Raw genomic sequence first — 16,368 nt, forward strand, 5'->3', positions numbered from 1 at the left:
GGCGTCACGGCAGTCAATGGATGGGTTGGAGAGATATCAGCCGCATTCCCAGCGCCCCGGTCGCGATAGATGTTGTTGACCAAAGAAATGCTCCACCGTAAAGTCCGGCTAAGTCGCAGTTAGCCACGACCAGAGTCAAGGAACAGTGGACTTCTCCTATCCGGCGGAATTGGAACAGTTCCGCTTCGAGTTGCGCGACTGGCTGTCCGCGAACCTGACCGATGAGCTGATCGCCGCCCGCCGGCCCTCGGGTCGCGACGACGCTTCATTCGAGATGCTGCGCGGATGGAGCCGCACGATGTCCGACGCGGGCTGGGCCGCCGTCTCCTGGCCCCGCGAATACGGCGGTCGCGGAGCGACGGTTCTCGAGCAGCTGATCTACACCGAGGAGACCACTCGCGCGCGGGCTCCGATGCCGCTCAACGTCATTGGGATGAACAACATCGCCCCCGCCATCATGCAGTACGGCACTGAAGACCAGAAGAAGACGCTGCTTCCCCGGATGATGCGCGCCGACGACATCTGGTGCCAGGGCATGTCGGAGCCCGAATCCGGGTCCGATCTCGCCTCGCTGCGCACCCGCGCGGTCCGGGACGGCAACGACTTCGTCGTCAACGGCCAGAAGATCTGGACCTCGCTCGGTCATCGGGCGCACTGGTGCCAGCTGTATGTGCGCACCGATCCCGACGCCCCGAAGCACAAGGGAATCTCCTGCCTGATCGTCGACATGAAGCTGCCCGGCATCGAGGTTCGCCCGCTCGTCACGCTCAACGGCGACACCGATTTCGCCGAGGTGTTCTTCCATGACGTACGAGTACCGGCCGACGCGTTACTCGGACCGCTCAACGGCGGCTGGCAGGTGGCCACCACCACGCTCAGCCACGAGCGGGCCGGGGCGGCACGGCTGTACGCCGAAATGCAGGTGCGGTTGGAAGAATTGGTCGACGACATCGCCGCGGAGACCGACGCGCTCGACGACCCGGTGACACTGCGTCGCCTCGGCGAAATCGCGGTCCGCATCAAGTATCTCGAGGTGCTCTGCCAGCGGTCGATCTCGGCGACGCTGTACGGCGGGTCGGAATTGACGGCGTTCGGATCGGCCAGCCTCGCCAAGACCGTGTGGGGTGAGATCGGACAGGACATGGCGGCGCTGGCCTTCGACGTGCTTGGTACCCGCGGCGACGACGCCGCGTGGGCGAACTATCGCCTCACCTCACGCTCGCTGACCATCGCCGGCGGCACCACACAGATCAACAAGAACATCACCGCGCAACGCGTACTCGGATTGCCACGCAAATGAACCTCGAACTCACCGACGAGCAGCTCGCGCTGCGCGACACCACCCGGCGCTTTCTTGCGGACAAGGCACCGATTTCGGGCCACGTACGCGGGCTGCTCGACGATCCGGCCGGTGTCGACGACGCGGTCTGGCGTGGCCTGGCCGACCTTGGCACCACCGGGCTGTTGGTGCCCGAGGAATACGGCGGTGCCGGGATGACGATGGTCGAGGCCGGCGTCGTGGCCGAAGAGCTCGGCGCTGCCCTGCACCCGGGACCGTGGCTGTCCACCGCGGTGGCTGCACCGCGCACGTTGACCCGGCTCTGCGACAGTGCCAGTGCCGCAACGCTTCTGGCTGGAATCGCCGACGGGACGACCATTGCCACCGTCAGCTTCCTGGACTTCGGGAACGTCGCGGTCGACGCATGCGGTAACGACGTGGTCCTGCGAGGCGAGCTTGGCGACGTACCCAATGCCGCGGCGGCCGACGTGCTGCTGGTGCTGGCCGAGGATGCAAACGGCACCGCGCTTTTCGCGGTGAACACCGACTCTTCGGCGGTTTCCGCAGCGCCCGAGCGCGGTATCGATCAGACCCGCAAGCAGTTTCGCGTCCAGCTCGACGGCGCGCCCGCGCAACGACTGGCCACGGCTGCACCGACCGATGTCGCCGCGGTGATCGACGACCTGCTGATCGCCACCGCCGCCGACGCGCTCGGCGCCGCCCGCGCGGTGATGGATCTCGCCGTCGAATACGCAAAAGTCAGAAAGCAATTCGGTCAGGTCATCGGGTCGTTTCAGGCGGTCCAGCACTTGTGCGTCGACATGTACGAGACGGTCGAACTGGCCCGCAGCGGGGTGGTCCACGCGCTGTGGGCCGCCGACGCCCTCGGATCCGACGAACGCCATCTCGCCGCCCTTCGGGCCAAGGCGTTCGCCGGGCGACTGGCGACCGTGGGCGACACCGCGATCCAGGTGTTCGGCGGGATCGGCTACACCTGGGAGCACGACGCGCATCTCTATCTCAAACGCCTGCTGAGCTGGAGCGCACTTCTCGGCAGACCGGACCGGTATCTCACTGAACTCGGTGCGCGCCTTGCCAACAGGAGTCACTGATGGACATCGAATACCTGCTGACCGCCACCCGCTCCGCGCGCAAGACCCTTGACCTCGACGCGACGGTGGATCTCGAGGACATTCGCGAGTGCCTGCGCATCGGCCTGCAGGCGGCCAACGGCTCGAACTCGCAGGCCTGGCGCTGGCTGGTGGTCGCCGATCCGAAGAAGCGCGAAAAGATCGCGGAGCTGTACCGCGACGCGTACCTCAAGCGGGTCGGCGGTCAGCTGCTCGCCGACCTGCTGCCGGGTGGCACGCCGGAGAGCCGGCTGATGTCGTCAACGGAGTGGCTGGTCGAGAACATGGCGAAGGTTCCGCTGTTGGTAATCCCAAGCTATCAGCCCTACTTGCCGCGTGTCGACGGCGACGAATCGTTTCACCTGGCCACGTTGTACGGGTCGATCTTCCCCGCGGTGTGGAATTTTCAGCTGGCCCTGCACACTCGCGGCTACGGCACCTGCGTCACGACCCTGCACCTGCACCACGAGCAGGAGGTGGCCGAACTGCTCGGGATTCCGCCGACCTTCGTCCAGGGCGCGCTGCTGCCAGTGGGCCGGCTGCGAGCGGGACATACCTTCTCCCCCGCTCCGCGACGGCCTCTCGACGAAGTGGTCGCGGTGGACAGTTGGGACGGTCCCGGGCTCTAGGGCCTTAGAATGGCTGTCACCGCTGTTAACAGCGCATTTGAGCCGCTTTCCGGACGGGCAATCTGATAGCCTTTAACAAAGATTTGGTTCGGCAGGAGGACGAATGCGCAGGTTGGCACCGTCGCAGTCCTCTCGACTTGTGACCCGTTAGCCATGCCCAAAGCCGAAACCTTGGCCAAGGGAAAGCGGGCCACCGATCGCCTTGGTCCGGCCGACAATTCCGGGACACGGCGCACCGAGATCCTGCAAACCGCCGCATCTTTGATCGCATCCTCGGGATTGCGAACCTCGTTGCAGGAGATCGCCGACGCGGCAGGGATTCTGCCCGGAAGCCTCTATCACCATTTCGAATCCAAAGAAGCGATCCTCATCGAGCTGATCCGCCGCTATCAGGACGACCTGCACCACATCGGGGAAAAGGCCCAGGCGAGACTGGACGACGCCGATTCGCGACCGCCCGCCGAGCAAATCATCGAGCTGGGATCGGCGGTCGCCAACTGCGCCGTGCACCATCGCGCCGCCCTGCAGATGTCGTTCTACGAGGGACCGAGCGCGGACCCCGAATTGATGAACCTGACCCGGAATCAGTCCGTCGCGGTGCAAGCGGCAATGGTGCAAACGCTGCGCGCCGGCCGGTGGAGTGGCTACATCAAGCCGGACATCGATCTGCCCACGCTGGCCGACCGCATCTGCCAGACCATGCTGCAGGTCGGGCTCGACGTCATGCGGCACAACTCTCCGCCCGACCAGGTGGCGGAACTCCTGTGCCGAATCATCTTGCAGGGCTTGGCCGCCCGGCCACCCACCGATGCGGCATTGGATCGGTCAGCCGCCTTCGCGGCCGCCAGCGCCGTCATCGAATCGTGGGCCGATGACAGCGAGGCCGATCCCAGCGACAAGGCCGCCCATGTCCGCGCCGTCGCACGAACCGAATTCGGCCGCAAGGGTTATGAAGCCACCACCATCCGCGACATCGCGTCGGCAGCGGGCCTTGGTACCGGCACCGTGTACCGGGTGATCGGTTCCAAGGACGAACTTCTCGACTCGATCATGGAATCGTTCGGGCAGAAGGTCGAGGCGGGCTGGGTCAGCGTGCTGCGCTCGGATGCCACGCCGATCGAGAAGCTGGACGCGCTGAGCTGGATCAACGTCAATGCGCTGGACCGATTCTCCGACGAATTCCGTATTCAGCTGGCCTGGATGCGGCTATCGCCGCCGACGGCGAATCCGGGCTGGTCCTATCCCACCCGGCTACGGCAGATGAAATCATTGCTCTCCGAAGGGATCCGCTCCGGCGAGATCCGTATCGACGCTCCCTCCACCGCGATGCTGGCGCGCTGCGTCATCAGCCTGCAGTGGATACCGGAGAACATCCTGCGCGATGTCGGCAAGCGGCCGGCGCTGGTGCACACCCGCGACACCGTTTTGCGCGGTGCCGCCGTGCGCGGCAAGTAAGCAAGACCGCCTAATTCAATCCGGACCCGCTATTGAGCCAAATAACTGTTACCCATACAGTTGAGCAGTTAGAACCTCGTTGGCTTTATCCGAGAAGGGGATTTCCATGACCATTGTCGATCGGTTGCGCTACGACGGCAAGCGCGCTCTCGTTGTCGGTGGCGCGACTGGCATGGGCGCCGCGGCGGCTAAGTCAGCAGCCGAGCTTGGTGCCGAAGTCATCGTGCTGGACTACGCACCGGTGGACTATAAAGTCGCCCAATCCGTCCAGGTCGACCTGCGTGATCCCGCCTCGATTGACTCCGCTCTCGACCAGATCACGGGTCCCATCCACGCGGTGTTCTCCGCGGCCGGCGTCGCCGACGGCACGATCGACTTGATGAAGATCAACTTCATCGGCCACCGCCATCTGATCGACCGCCTGCTGGAGCGCAACCAGCTTCCCAACGGCTCGGCCATCTGCTTCATCTCGTCGGTCGCCGGCATGGGCTGGGAGAACGACCTGGACCTGATGCTGGAGTTCCTGGAGACGCCGGACTTCGCGGCGGCCGTGGAGTGGTGCCAGGCACACGAGGCCGAAGGGATCAACCACTACGGGACCAGCAAGAAGGTGATCAACACCTACGTGGCCACCCAGGGCTACCCGCTGGCGAAGAAGGGCATTCGCATCAACGCGATCTGCCCCGGGCCGACCGACACCCCGCTGGCCCAGGCCAACGCGGACCTGTGGCTGTCGTTCGCCCAGGACTACCGCGATGAGACCGGCTCCAAGGTGCACACCCCGGAGCAAATGGGCGACGTGATGGCGTTCCTCAACAGCGAGGCCGCCTGCGGCGTCAGCGGTATCACCCTGCTGGTTGACTCCGGTCACACGATGGCCTCTATGACAGGTGCCTATGCGCCGGGCAAGCCGATCATCGACATCATCATGGGCAAGATCAAGCTCTAGATAGCGAGCGCGGCGTAGCCGGGCGAAGTCGGGTCGCCACCATCGGACCTAGTGGCGATCGCGAGCGCGGCGTAGCCGGGCGAAGTCGGGTCGCCACCATCGGACCTAGTGGCGATCGCGAGCGCGGCGTAGCCGGGCGAAGTCGGGTCGCCACCATCGGACCTAGTGGCGATCGCGAGCGCGGCGTAGCCGGGCGAAGTCGGGTCGCCACCATCGGACCTAGTGGCGATCGCGAGCGCGGCGTAGCCGGGCGAAGCGGGTCGCCACCATCGGACCCGGCCGCGCTACCGTCGGAGGCATGGCACGCGTCATCGTCTTCGGCGGACACGGCAAGGTCGCACTGCAGCTGGCTCGCATCCTGAGCGAGCGAGGCAATCAGGTGACGTCCGTCTTCCGCAATCCCGATCACCGCGACGATGTCGCCGCCGCCGGCGCTGAACCGGTGGTTGCCGACATCGAGCAGCTGGACACCAACGCGCTGGCCGAGCTGCTGCCCGGACACGACGCGATCGTCTTCTCGGCCGGTGCTGGCGGCGGCAATCCGGCGCGCACCTATGCCGTCGACCGTGACGCCGCGATCCGGGTGATCGATGCCGCCGCCCAGGCCGGCGTCAAGCGGTTCGTGATGGTGTCCTATTTCGGTGCCGGTCCGGATCACGGTGTGCCGCAAGATGATCCATTCTTCGCCTACGCGGAGGCCAAGGCCGCCGCGGACGCCCATCTGCGAGCGAGCGCGCTGGACTGGACGGTGCTGGGTCCCGGCCGGCTCACGCTGGAACCGGCGACCGGCAAGATCGTCGTCGGCGCGGGCCAGGAGGTTTCGCGGGCCGATGTCGCGCTCGTCGTGGCCGCCGCCCTGTCCGATGATTCGACGATCCGGCGGACCATCGGATTCAACAATGGAGACGTCCCGATCGCCGAGGCATTGGCGGGCTGACTAAACTTCTTCTCGCAACTGGTTTGCGTGCGCCGCACCCGCGGCGCAAGCATCGAGCGAAGCAAGCATTGATCACGCTTCGTGAGAGGGAACCCGGTGAGAATCCGGGACTGTCCCGCAACGGTATGCAGGAACGAACGCCGTCAATAGGCACTGGTCGCAAGACTGGGAAGCGACGGCCACTAGGAGCACCACCAGGTGCGCGCCTGCGAGTCCGGAGACCTGCCAGCTGTGCCGGGCGCGCCGCGCCCGGCGGCTCATCGCCTCGTGGAATGGGCGTTTGGCTGCAGCCGTTGGCGGTAAGTACCTGCAAGAAAAAGGGTGCTCACCGCGGCAGGATCGGCTGTACGTCCGCCGGCGGTGACCACCATGCCGATTGAAGGACGAATATCGTGACTCCCCAACCATTCACCGCAACTGTCGTCGGCTCTGCCCGCATCGGCCCGAAACGCGAACTCAAGCGCGCGACCGAGGGTTATTGGAAAGGCCGAACCAGCCGAACGGAACTGGAAAAGGTCGCCGCCACCCTGCGCCGCGACACCTGGAAGGGCTTGGCCGACGCCGGGTTGGACTCGGTGCCGGTGAACACGTTCTCGTACTACGACCAAATGCTGGACACCGCGGTCATGCTGGACGCGTTGCCGGCCCGGGCCGCACAGGTTCCCGACGACCTGGACCGCTACTTCGCCGCCGCGCGCGGCACCGCCGACGTCGCGCCGCTGGAGATGACCAAGTGGTTCGACACCAACTACCACTACATCGTTCCCGAGATCGAGCCGGCGACGAAGTTCACGCTGAACCCCGACAAGGTGCTCTCCGAGCTGAAAGAGGCTCTCGAGCAAGGCATTCCGGCGCGCCCGGTCGTCATCGGTCCGATCACGTTTCTGTTGTTGAGCAAGGGCGTCAACGGTGGTGGCGCGCCGATCGAGCGGCTGCAGGAGCTGGTGGGAATCTATACCGAACTGCTGAGCCTGCTCGCCGAGAACGGCGCGCAGTGGGTACAGATCGACGAGCCGGCGCTGGTCACCGACATCTCCCCCGACGCCCCCGCGCTGGCCGAAGCTGTCTACAACGAGCTGGGCAAGGTGAGCAACCGGCCCGCGATCTACGTCGCTACCTACTTCGGTGACCCCGGCGACTCGCTAGGGGCGCTGGCCCGCACGCCCGTCGAGGCGATCGGTCTCGACCTGGTGTACGGCGCCGACACCGCGATCGCCGCGGTGCCGGAGCTGGCCGACAAGACCCTAGTGGCCGGCATCGTCGACGGACGCAACATCTGGCGCACCGACTTGCAGGCGGCGCTGAGCAAGCTGGCCACGCTGCTGGGTTCGGCCGCCAACATCGCGGTGTCGACGTCGTGCTCCACGCTGCACGTGCCGTATTCACTGGAACCGGAGACCGGCCTCGACGACGCGCTGCGCAGTTGGCTGGCATTCGGCCAGGAGAAAGTGGCCGAGGTGGTGACGCTGTCCCGAGCGCTGCACGAGGGCCGCGACGCGGTCGCCAAAGAGATCGCGGCCTCCAGTGCCGCCGTCGCCTCCCGCAGAAAGGATCCGCGGCTGCACAACGATCAGCTCCGATCCCGGATCAACGAGATCGTCGCCACCGGTACGCACCGCGGTGACGCGGCGCAACGGCGGACCAGCCAGGACGAGCGGCTGCACCTGCCGCCGCTGCCGACCACCACGATCGGGTCGTTTCCGCAGACCGTCGAGATTCGCAAGGCCCGCGCCGCGCTGGTCGCCGGCGAGATCGACGAGGCCGAGTACGACAAGCGGATGAAGCAGGAGATCTCCGACGTCATCAAGCTGCAGGAGCAGCTTGGCCTCGACGTGCTGGTGCACGGTGAGCCCGAGCGCAACGACATGGTGCAGTACTTCGCCGAGCAGCTGGACGGCTTCTTCGCCACCAAGAACGGTTGGGTGCAGTCCTACGGCAGCCGCTGCGTGCGGCCGCCGGTGCTCTACGGCGACGTCATCCGCCGACAGCCGATGACGGTGGAATGGGCCAAATATGCGCAGTCCCTAACCGACAAACCGGTCAAGGGCATGCTGACCGGCCCGGTGACGATCCTGGCGTGGTCGTTCGTCCGCGACGACCAGCCGCTGGCCGACACCGCCAACCAGGTGGCACTCGCGATCCGCGACGAGACGGTGGATCTGGAGTCCGTCGGCATCGCGGTCATCCAGGTCGACGAGCCCGCGCTGCGCGAGCTGCTGCCGCTGCGTCGGGCCGATCAGGAGGACTACTTGCGTTGGGCCGTCGGATCTTTCCGGTTGGCCACCTCCGGTGTCGCCGACTCGACTCAGATCCACACGCACCTGTGCTACTCGGAGTTCGGCGAGGTGATCGGCGCGATCGCCGACCTGGACGCCGACGTCACGTCCATCGAGGCGGCGCGCTCACACATGGAGGTGCTGGACGACCTGAACGCGGTCGGCTTCGCGAACAGCGTGGGCCCGGGCGTCTACGACATCCACTCACCGCGGGTGCCAAGCTCCGGCGAGATGGCCGAGTCGCTGCGGGCCGCGCTGCAGGCTCTGCCTGCGGAGCGGCTGTGGGTCAACCCCGACTGCGGGCTCAAGACGCGCAACACCGACGAGGTGACCGCGTCGCTGCAGAACATGGTTGCTGCCGCGCAGGAGGTGCGCGCGGGGGTTTGACGGTCGATAGCGCCGAGCGTCACGCCAGCGTGGCGCTCGGGCTTCGGCGTCACTCTGGCGTGACACTCGGCGAGTTGTCCTGGGCCTTGTCCTGGGCCTTCTCCTTCTCCTCGGCCTGCACGTCGGCCTTCTCCTCGGCCTTCTCCTGGGCCTTCTCTTCGGCCTTCTCTTCGGCCTTCTTCTGGGCCTCAGACTCGGACAGGACCTGGACCGGCACCTGGTCGTCCCAGGGCTGCCGGGTGACCATGTCCGCGACTTTGACTATGCCGCGCTCGAATTCACCCGTCGCCGCGTCCACCAGCCGGTAGGACTGTGTCTGCTTATGGATCGGCTGGGCGTCGAGTAGCACGACCCGTACCTCACCCGGCAGGAAGCCGCAGCGCTGCTGCATCGCGGCGATCAGCTGCTCGTTGTGCATATGGCCGTCGCCGAAATTCCATCCGACGGCGGTGCTGCAGATCCGCTCCCCGTCGGTGATCACGTAGTCGTCTTCGTTCTGACCGGCCATCGCCCGATGCGCCAGCGTGAACAACGCCCGGCCGTGAGTGTTCATGGCGCGGAACGCATATCCGAGATACATCGGGATCTGCGCACGCTCCTTGCCGTACACCTTCTCCAGCTGGGCCGCGGGCATGCTGGCGATCGAGACGATGTTGTGGCTGATCTTCTTGTCCGCCGAGGCCTTGATACACCACAGCGTGGTGTCCCAGTTGCCCGCGTAATAGCGCATGCCGGGCAGGAACGAGATTTTACGCGGAAACAGATTGCCCGCGATCACGATTGAGGCGATGAACGCGATGAAAATCCCGACCAGCACGGGGTTTTTCAAATCGGTAAGTCCGGTATGGGTGTGGCCGACGAACAGCGCGAAGATGCCGAAGATCATGAACACGTTCCATTCCAACGGCACGCCCATCGGGATGGCCGACAGGATGCCGAAGTGGAAGATCACCATGATCGCGGCGGGTACCGCCGTCCACCAGCCGCCGTGCGCGACGAATAACGCGATGGGCACGCACATTTCGACGAAGGTGCTCACGTGGGCGAACACCCGTGACAACCGGCCGGGCCGCAGATCGTCGGGGAACTTCTCGAAGAACATCCGCTTGATGAACCGGGGCCGAAACACCGGGTTGTTGGACATCATCGTCGACATCACGAACGGAAAGTGCTTGTTCAGCTTGGATGTGGCGGCGCCGATCCAGATCACCATGAACACCAGCTTGGCGGCGACGATCATGTCGACACCGCCGAACAGGAACGTCACCGACAGCGTCGCGTACACCTCACCTCGGGCGGCCAGGAAGATGACCTTGTCGCGCAATCCCAGGATCCCGAGCAGCACCAGGATCAGCATGATCCGCCACGGGCGAATCATCCCGATGTGCGTGCCCAGCTCGGGTATCGGGCCGGTGCCGTCGGCGAACAAGGTCAGGAAGATCACCAGCAGCAGCAGTCCGTACAGCGCGTTGTCGACCAGGGTGCGGGCGGTGCCCTTGGTGCCCGGGACGCGCTGGGGCCACGGGGGCAGCCGGATGGTGTCGGGCCGCAGCCAATACAGGATCGACCCCAGCGGCGGATTGAACCGGTTGTTCAGCGGCCCGAAGCCGCACCCCAGCCCGACCACCTCGAAGAGCATCGTGTACAGCACGACCTTCTCGAACACGATCGGCTCGGCGTACCACGACATGACGTCGGTGAACGCCAATCCGCGCGTGGTGGGCACCGCCAACAACCAAGCGAACAGGATGTAAAGCAAGATCTTGGCGACGTAGAACAGATGCAGAACGACCGGTGTTCCGAAACCGACCTCGGCCCAATGTCGGGCCATCGGGCGGATCTTCTCGCTGCGGGACAGCTTGCTCCACTCGTCGATGTCGACCTGCGGCAGTTCGGGTTGGAGAAATCCCATGGTTCCACACCCTAGAACCTGTGCCGGCCAACCGCGTTGCGGATCGCGGATGACATCCTTTGCCCGCAGGTTCTCTGGCGGTTAGCGTGACGTAATGGCACCCGCTTAGGAGATGTCCATCATGAGCAGACTTCGGATCCTGATATCGGCCACCGTGTTCGCAAGCCTGGCGGTCGCCAGCGCCGGCACGGCGTACGGCCAGGCGCCCGCACCGGGTGATTCCTGCACGGTGTTGCATTCCACCACGCAAGACGCCAACGGCCGCACGATGTGGTGCAACCCAACCATGACCGGCAACCACAGCCTGGTCTGGCAGTACGGCGGGCCCGCGGACTAGGTGCTCAGCTGCGGGCCAGTACCCGCTGCTCGCGTCCCGAGTATGCGCTCAACGGGCGGATCAGGGAGTTGGCAGCGGCCTGCTCCATGATGTGAGCGGTCCACCCGGTGATCCTGCTCATCACGAAGATCGGCGTGAAGCAGCCGATGTCGAACCCCATCAGGTAGTAGGCCGGGCCGGTCGGGAAATCGAGATTCGGTTTGATACCGGTGGCGTCGAACATCTCGGCTTCCAGGATGTTGTACATGTCCAGCCAGCGCTGCCCGTCGCGCGTGGCCGCGACGCGGCTCAGTGCTTGCTTCATCGTCGGTACCCGTGAGTCACCGTTCTTGTAGACCCGGTGCCCGAATCCCATGACCTTCTCTTTGCGGGTGAGCTTGCCGCGCAACCACTCTCGGGCATTGCCCGGCTCGCCGATCTCGATCATGTCGTGCATTACCGCCTCGTTGGCGCCACCGTGCAGTGCACCCTTGAGCGCACCGATGGCCCCGGTGACGGCGCTGTAGATGTCCGATTGTGTCGACGTCACCACCCGCGCGGCGAACGTCGAGGCGTTGAAACCGTGTTCGGCGTAGAGGATCATCGACTGCTCGAAGGCCCGCACGATCGCGGGTTCGGGTACCTCGCCGAAGCACATCCGCAGAAAGTTCTCGGTGTAACCCAGACCGCTGTGCGGCGGGATCGGCGCCAGCCCACGCCGGCGTCGCATGTCCACCGCGACGATGGTGGGCAACACCGCGAGCATGCGCAGCGCTTTGGCCCGGTTCGCCGAGTCGTCGTCCTCCTCGGGGTCCTCGGCGCCCAGAAAGCTGACGGCGGTGCGTACCACGTCCATCGGATGGCAGTTGTCGGGCAGCTTGGTCAGCAGCGACAGCATCGACCGGTCGAGCCGGCGGCTGGCGCGCTCGCGCTGGCTGAACAGCGCCAGCTCTGCGTCGGTGGGCAACTCGCCGCGCCAGAGCAGGAATGCGACCTGCTCGAAACTGCAGTGCGCGGCCAAATCCTGGACTGGATATCCGCGGTAGGTCAGCGAATTGGTCTCCGGCACCACTTTCGAGATGGCGGTGGTGTCCACCACCACGCCGGCGAGGCCCTTCTTGATGTCAGCGGTCGGCGCGGTCATGACTGCATCCCTTCGAGCGTGAAATTGTAAGTGTTGGTGTCGAATTCGTTGTAGTCCCGGTAGCGCAGCAGCGAGTACAGCCGGCTGCGTTGTTGCATGCGATCCAGCAGATCGAATTGTGTTCCCGATGACTCGATTTCACACAGGCCCGCTTCGACCGCGAACATCGCCAACCGCAACGTGGTCACGGGGTAAATGACGACGTTGTAGCCGATGTCGGCAAGCTGGCGCGCGCTCAGCAACGGCGACTTGCCGAATTCGGTCATGTTGGCCAGCAACGGAACATCGACGGCGGCGCGGATCGCCTCGAACTCTGCGACCTCGGTCAGCGCTTCGGTGAAGATCATGTCGGCGCCGGCCTCGGCGTAGGCGCGCGCACGGTCGATCGCGGCGGGCAGACCCTCAATGCCGGCGGCATCCGTGCGTGCGCAAATGACGAAGTTGGGGTCACGCCGCGCGGATACCGCTGCGCGCAAACGCTTTATCATATCCTCGGCCGGGACGACGGCCGTGCCGTCCAGATGGCCGCAACGCTTGGGGTGGACCTGATCCTCGAGGTGGCATCCGGCCAGTCCGGCGTCCTCCAGGACGGTCACCGTGCGCGCCGCGTTCAGCGGCGCGCCGAATCCGGTGTCCGCGTCGATCAGCGTGGGCAGCTCGGTGGCGGCGGCTATCTGCGCACCCCGGCCCGCGACTTCGGTCAGCGTCGTCAGGCCGATGTCCGGCAACCCGAGGTCGGCGGCCAGCGCGGCACCGGACACGTAGACGCCTTCGAAGCCCGCCTCGGCGACCACCTTGGCCACCAGCGGCGAGAAGGCACCCGGAAGCCGTTGCAGCCGACCGGAATTAAGACCCGCCCGCAACGTGACGCGCTTGTCCCCGGCACCGGAGGAGGTGCCGATCATCGGAAGATCCCCGACGGGATCGCCGGCGCTTTGTCCAGCTCCCGCGGATGGACCACCACATTCAGCGCCCCCAACGCGCCGCCCTTCAGATCGGCAAGGGCGTCCACGGCAGACAAGAACCGTTGCTGCTCAGAGGTTTCCACGATATCGTCGGCGAGTTCGGTGAACTTGCGGATATACTGCTCACGCGCGAATGGCCGAGCGCCCAGCGGATGGGCATCGGCCACGGCCAATTCGTCGCAGATCACCTCGCCGCTCTTCAGCGTCACCTCCGCGCGCGCCCCAAAAGCCTTCTCGGCCGGATCGTTCGAGTGGTAGCGACGCGTCCACTCCGGATCCTCGACGGTGCAGATCTTGTGCCACAACGCGACGGTGTCGGCTCGGTGCGCTCGCTCCGGGGCATACGAGCGCTCGTGGTGCCAGCTGCCGTCCTGCAGCGCAACGGCGAAGATGTAGGGCAGCGAGTGATCCAGCGTCTCGCGCGAGGCGTTGGGGTCGAACTTTTGTGGATCGCCCGAACCGGTACCTATCACGTGATGGGTGTGATGGCTGGTGTGCAGCACGATCGTCGCAACCTGATCGAGGTCGCCGACCCGCTGACGCAGCCGGCGCGCCAGGTCGATCGGTGCCTGGCTCTGGTATTCCGCCGAGTGCTCCTTGGTATAGCTGTCCAGGATCGCGCGCTTAGGTTCGCCCGGCTCCGGTAGCGGCACCTGGTAGGTGTGGTCGGGACCGCCGAGCAGCCAGGCGATTACACCGTCCTCGCCTTCCCAGATGGGCGCCGGGGCGCCTTCGCCACGCATCGCGCGGTCGACCGCCTCGATGGCGATCTTTCCGGCGAACGCCGGCGCGAACGCTTTCCAGCTGGAGATCAGGCCCTTGCGGGATTGCCGGGTTGCCGTGGTCAGGTGCAGCGCTTGTCCGACCGCCTGATAGATGGTCTCGGTGTCCAGTCGCAGCATCGTCCCGATGCCCGCTGCCACCGACGGACCCAAATGTGCGACGTGGTCGATCTTGTGCTCGTGCAGGCAGATTCCCTTGACCAGATCGATCTGGATCTCGTAGGCGGTGGCCAGACCGCGAATCAGGTCGGCGCCACGCACGTCGAGCCGCTGGGCGACGGCAACCAGCGGCGGAATGTTGTCGCCGGGGTGGGAGTAGTCCGCGGCCAAGAACGTGTCGTGGAAGTCCAGCTCGCGCACCGCGACGCCGTTGGCCCAGGCCGCCCACTCGGTCGAGAAGTTGCCCTGCAAGCCGAAGACCCGCGCTCCCCGCTGCACCGGATGCGCCACCGCCTGCTCGCGCGCCACCGTGACGGGTCGCCGGATCACCGCGGCGGCGCTGACGGCGGCGTTGTCGATGATGCGGTTGCTGACCATCTCCGCGGTCTCGGCGGGCACGGCGACCGGGTCTGCCGCGACCTCGGCAATCTTGAAAGCCAGGTGCTCGCGGCGGGGGAAGTCGTCGGCGCTACGCCGGGTTCGCACGTCATGGATGCGCATAAATCGCACAGTACGCAGCCGGAGAAACGCGGTAAATCCCCTAAAAGAGCGTAATTTTGTGTCCTGATACCGGTGATTTTGCGAATCTTGTGAAAGGCGGTGAGCGTACCCTGTCGCAGATGGCGAAGACGTTCGCGGGTGCGCGGCTGCGCCGGCTGCGCGAAGAGCGGGGGCTGACTCAGGTCGCGCTGGCGCGCGCCCTCGGACTGTCGACCAGCTACGTCAACCAGCTGGAAAATGACCAACGCCCGATCACCGTCCCGGTGCTGCTGACTCTGACCGAGCGATTCGACTTGCCGAATCAGTACTTTGCGCCCGAGTCCGATGCCCGACTGGTCGCGGATCTGCGCGAGATCTTCGCCGAGGGACCCGCGACGGCGGGCCAAATCGAGGAGCTCGTTGCCCGCATGCCAGAGGTCGGCCAGGCGCTGGTGAATCTGCAGCGGCGCCTGCACGACGCCACGGCCGACCTGGAAGCGCTGCACAGCCGGGCCAACGCGGAGACATCCGCGGGACCCTCGCAGCCGATGCCTTTCGAAGAAGTCCGGGACTTCTTCTACGACCGCAAAAACTACATCGGGGATCTCGACCTCGCGGCCGAACAGTTGTTCAACCAAAACCGTTTGCAGACAGGCGGACTCGACAGCCAGCTGGCGGAGTTCGTCCGCGACCGGCTCGGCGTGACCGTGGTTATCGACGATGGTCAGGTCTTGAATCCCAACTCGAAACGACTGTTTCGCGCCGAGTCGAAGACCTTGTATCTGGCCCGGTGGTTGCATCCCGGCCAGCGCGCTTTCCAGTTGGCAACCCAGATCGCATTGCTCACCCAGGCCGAGCTGATCACACAACTCATCGACGGCGACGACCAGCTCAGCGATGATGCGCGGGGGGTGGCACAAATCGGGCTGGCCAACTACTTCGCCGGCGCGCTGTTGTTGCCCTACCAGCGATTCCTCGATGCTGCCGAGGCCATGCGCTACGACATCGACCAGCTGGCAAGACGTTTCGAGGTGGGGTTCGAAACCGTCTGCCACCGGCTGTCCACGCTGCAACGCCCGAGCGCCCGCGGTGTCCCGTTCATCTTCGTCCGGATCGACAGCGCGGGAAACATCTCGAAACGTCAGTCCGCCACGGCTTTTCACTTCTCACGCGTGGGTGGCAACTGCCCCCTCTGGGTGGTTCACCACGCATTTTCCCGTCCCGGCCAGTTCATGACTCAGATCGCACAAATGCCCGATGGACGCACCTATTTCTGGCTCGCCAGGACCACGTCGACAGAACCCAGCCGCTATCTCGGCCCGGACAAGACCTTCGCGATCGGGCTCGGTTGCGATGCGGCCCACGCCGAGAAACTGATCTACTCCGTCGGTATCGACCTCACCGACGCCGGGGCGATAGTGCCGATCGGCGCGGGCTGCAAGATCTGTGACCGGCCCGCGTGCCCGCAACGCGCGTTCCCCTACCTCGGCCACCCGGTGCACGTCGACCCACACTCCAGCACCGATCTGCCCTATCCGCCGATAATCCCGTGCTGAGCGGCCCCCAAA

General features: G+C 65.4%; 12 protein-coding genes, 1 pseudogene and 1 riboswitch. Of the genes and pseudogenes, 9 read left to right on the plus strand and 4 right to left on the minus strand.

All coding sequences use genetic code 11. The features are described from left to right. The first annotated feature begins 145 nt into the window (after window positions 1-145). The 7 genes from MJO58_RS21270 to metE all read left to right on the plus strand — a co-directional run bounded on the left by MJO58_RS21270 (window position 146) and on the right by metE (window position 9,042). Window positions 146-1,300: an acyl-CoA dehydrogenase family protein gene (locus MJO58_RS21270; RefSeq protein WP_239720864.1), complete on the plus strand. Its 1,155-nt coding sequence runs from the start codon at window positions 146-148 to the stop codon at window positions 1,298-1,300. Further along, complete coding sequence (locus MJO58_RS21275) at window positions 1,297-2,391, plus strand: acyl-CoA dehydrogenase family protein (RefSeq protein ID WP_239720865.1); 1,095 nt, start codon at window positions 1,297-1,299, stop codon at window positions 2,389-2,391. Before MJO58_RS21270 ends, MJO58_RS21275 begins: the two co-directional genes overlap by 4 nt. Beyond that, entirely contained in the window at window positions 2,391-3,038 is a 648-nt protein-coding gene (locus MJO58_RS21280; RefSeq protein WP_239720866.1) for a nitroreductase family protein, read from the plus strand. The genes MJO58_RS21275 and MJO58_RS21280 overlap by 1 nt, the downstream gene beginning before the upstream one ends. A 153-nt stretch (window positions 3,039-3,191) precedes the next feature. Continuing rightward, on the plus strand, window positions 3,192-4,493 hold the full coding sequence (locus MJO58_RS21285) for a TetR/AcrR family transcriptional regulator (RefSeq protein ID WP_239720867.1): 1,302 nt from the start codon (window positions 3,192-3,194) through the stop codon (window positions 4,491-4,493). A 106-nt stretch (window positions 4,494-4,599) separates the two neighbouring features. Beyond that, window positions 4,600-5,442 carry an SDR family oxidoreductase gene (locus tag MJO58_RS21290; protein ID WP_090605631.1) on the plus strand — a complete coding sequence of 281 codons (843 nt, stop codon included), beginning with the start codon at window positions 4,600-4,602 and terminating at the stop codon, window positions 5,440-5,442. Between the two features lie 298 nt (window positions 5,443-5,740). Further along, entirely contained in the window at window positions 5,741-6,379 is a 639-nt protein-coding gene (locus MJO58_RS21295) for an SDR family oxidoreductase (protein WP_239720868.1), read from the plus strand. 2 nt (window positions 6,380-6,381) lie between these two features. After that, window positions 6,382-6,623: riboswitch (cobalamin riboswitch) on the plus strand. Window positions 6,624-6,771: 148 nt separating this feature from the next. Further along, window positions 6,772-9,042 carry a 5-methyltetrahydropteroyltriglutamate--homocysteine S-methyltransferase gene (gene metE, locus MJO58_RS21300; protein ID WP_239720869.1) on the plus strand — a complete coding sequence of 757 codons (2,271 nt, stop codon included), beginning with the start codon at window positions 6,772-6,774 and terminating at the stop codon, window positions 9,040-9,042. Between the two features lie 199 nt (window positions 9,043-9,241). Here the strand turns inward: metE and MJO58_RS21305 are convergent. Next, window positions 9,242-10,954: pseudogene (locus tag MJO58_RS21305) on the minus strand (DUF3556 domain-containing protein); the annotation flags it as partial. Between the two features lie 121 nt (window positions 10,955-11,075). Between MJO58_RS21305 and MJO58_RS21310 the strand changes: the two are divergent. Then, complete coding sequence (locus tag MJO58_RS21310) at window positions 11,076-11,291, plus strand: hypothetical protein (protein ID WP_090609544.1); 216 nt, start codon at window positions 11,076-11,078, stop codon at window positions 11,289-11,291. A 4-nt stretch (window positions 11,292-11,295) separates the two neighbouring features. On the opposite strand, the gene MJO58_RS21315 is transcribed toward MJO58_RS21310, so the two are convergent. From MJO58_RS21315 to prpD, 3 genes are read right to left on the minus strand one after another with little or no spacing between them, the layout of a single operon-like run. Continuing rightward, window positions 11,296-12,414 carry a bifunctional 2-methylcitrate synthase/citrate synthase gene (locus MJO58_RS21315; RefSeq protein WP_090605639.1) on the minus strand — a complete coding sequence of 373 codons (1,119 nt, stop codon included), beginning with the start codon at window positions 12,412-12,414 and terminating at the stop codon, window positions 11,296-11,298. Beyond that, entirely contained in the window at window positions 12,411-13,319 is a 909-nt protein-coding gene (gene prpB, locus MJO58_RS21320) for a methylisocitrate lyase (protein WP_239720871.1), read from the minus strand. The genes MJO58_RS21315 and prpB overlap by 4 nt, the downstream gene beginning before the upstream one ends. Next, entirely contained in the window at window positions 13,316-14,821 is a 1,506-nt protein-coding gene (gene prpD, locus MJO58_RS21325; protein ID WP_239720872.1) for a 2-methylcitrate dehydratase PrpD, read from the minus strand. The genes prpB and prpD overlap by 4 nt, the downstream gene beginning before the upstream one ends. A gap of 119 nt (window positions 14,822-14,940) precedes the next feature. Between prpD and MJO58_RS21330 the strand changes: the two genes are divergently transcribed. Further along, a complete protein-coding gene (locus tag MJO58_RS21330) occupies window positions 14,941-16,356 on the plus strand; it encodes a short-chain fatty acyl-CoA regulator family protein (protein ID WP_239720874.1) in 1,416 nt (471 codons plus the stop codon). Window positions 16,357-16,368: the final 12 nt, after the last annotated feature.

The sequence above is a fragment of the Mycobacterium lentiflavum genome, assembly GCF_022374895.2.
Lineage (GTDB): Bacteria > Actinomycetota > Actinomycetes > Mycobacteriales > Mycobacteriaceae > Mycobacterium > Mycobacterium lentiflavum.

Bases quoted from the DNA above. Each gene is read 5' to 3' on its own strand.
- MJO58_RS21275 (WP_239720865.1), top strand. From the start codon at position 1,297: ATGAACCTCGAACTCACCGACGAGCAGCTCGCGCTGCGCGACACCACC.
- MJO58_RS21280 (WP_239720866.1), top strand. From the start codon at position 2,391: ATGGACATCGAATACCTGCTGACCGCCACCCGCTCCGCGCGCAAGACC.
- MJO58_RS21285 (WP_239720867.1), top strand. From the start codon at position 3,192: ATGCCCAAAGCCGAAACCTTGGCCAAGGGAAAGCGGGCCACCGATCGC.
- MJO58_RS21290 (WP_090605631.1), top strand. From the start codon at position 4,600: ATGACCATTGTCGATCGGTTGCGCTACGACGGCAAGCGCGCTCTCGTT.
- MJO58_RS21295 (WP_239720868.1), top strand. From the start codon at position 5,741: ATGGCACGCGTCATCGTCTTCGGCGGACACGGCAAGGTCGCACTGCAG.
- MJO58_RS21310 (WP_090609544.1), top strand. From the start codon at position 11,076: ATGAGCAGACTTCGGATCCTGATATCGGCCACCGTGTTCGCAAGCCTG.
- MJO58_RS21315 (WP_090605639.1), bottom strand. From the start codon at position 12,414: ATGACCGCGCCGACCGCTGACATCAAGAAGGGCCTCGCCGGCGTGGTG.
- prpB (WP_239720871.1), bottom strand. From the start codon at position 13,319: ATGATCGGCACCTCCTCCGGTGCCGGGGACAAGCGCGTCACGTTGCGG.
- prpD (WP_239720872.1), bottom strand. From the start codon at position 14,821: ATGCGCATCCATGACGTGCGAACCCGGCGTAGCGCCGACGACTTCCCC.
- MJO58_RS21330 (WP_239720874.1), top strand. From the start codon at position 14,941: ATGGCGAAGACGTTCGCGGGTGCGCGGCTGCGCCGGCTGCGCGAAGAG.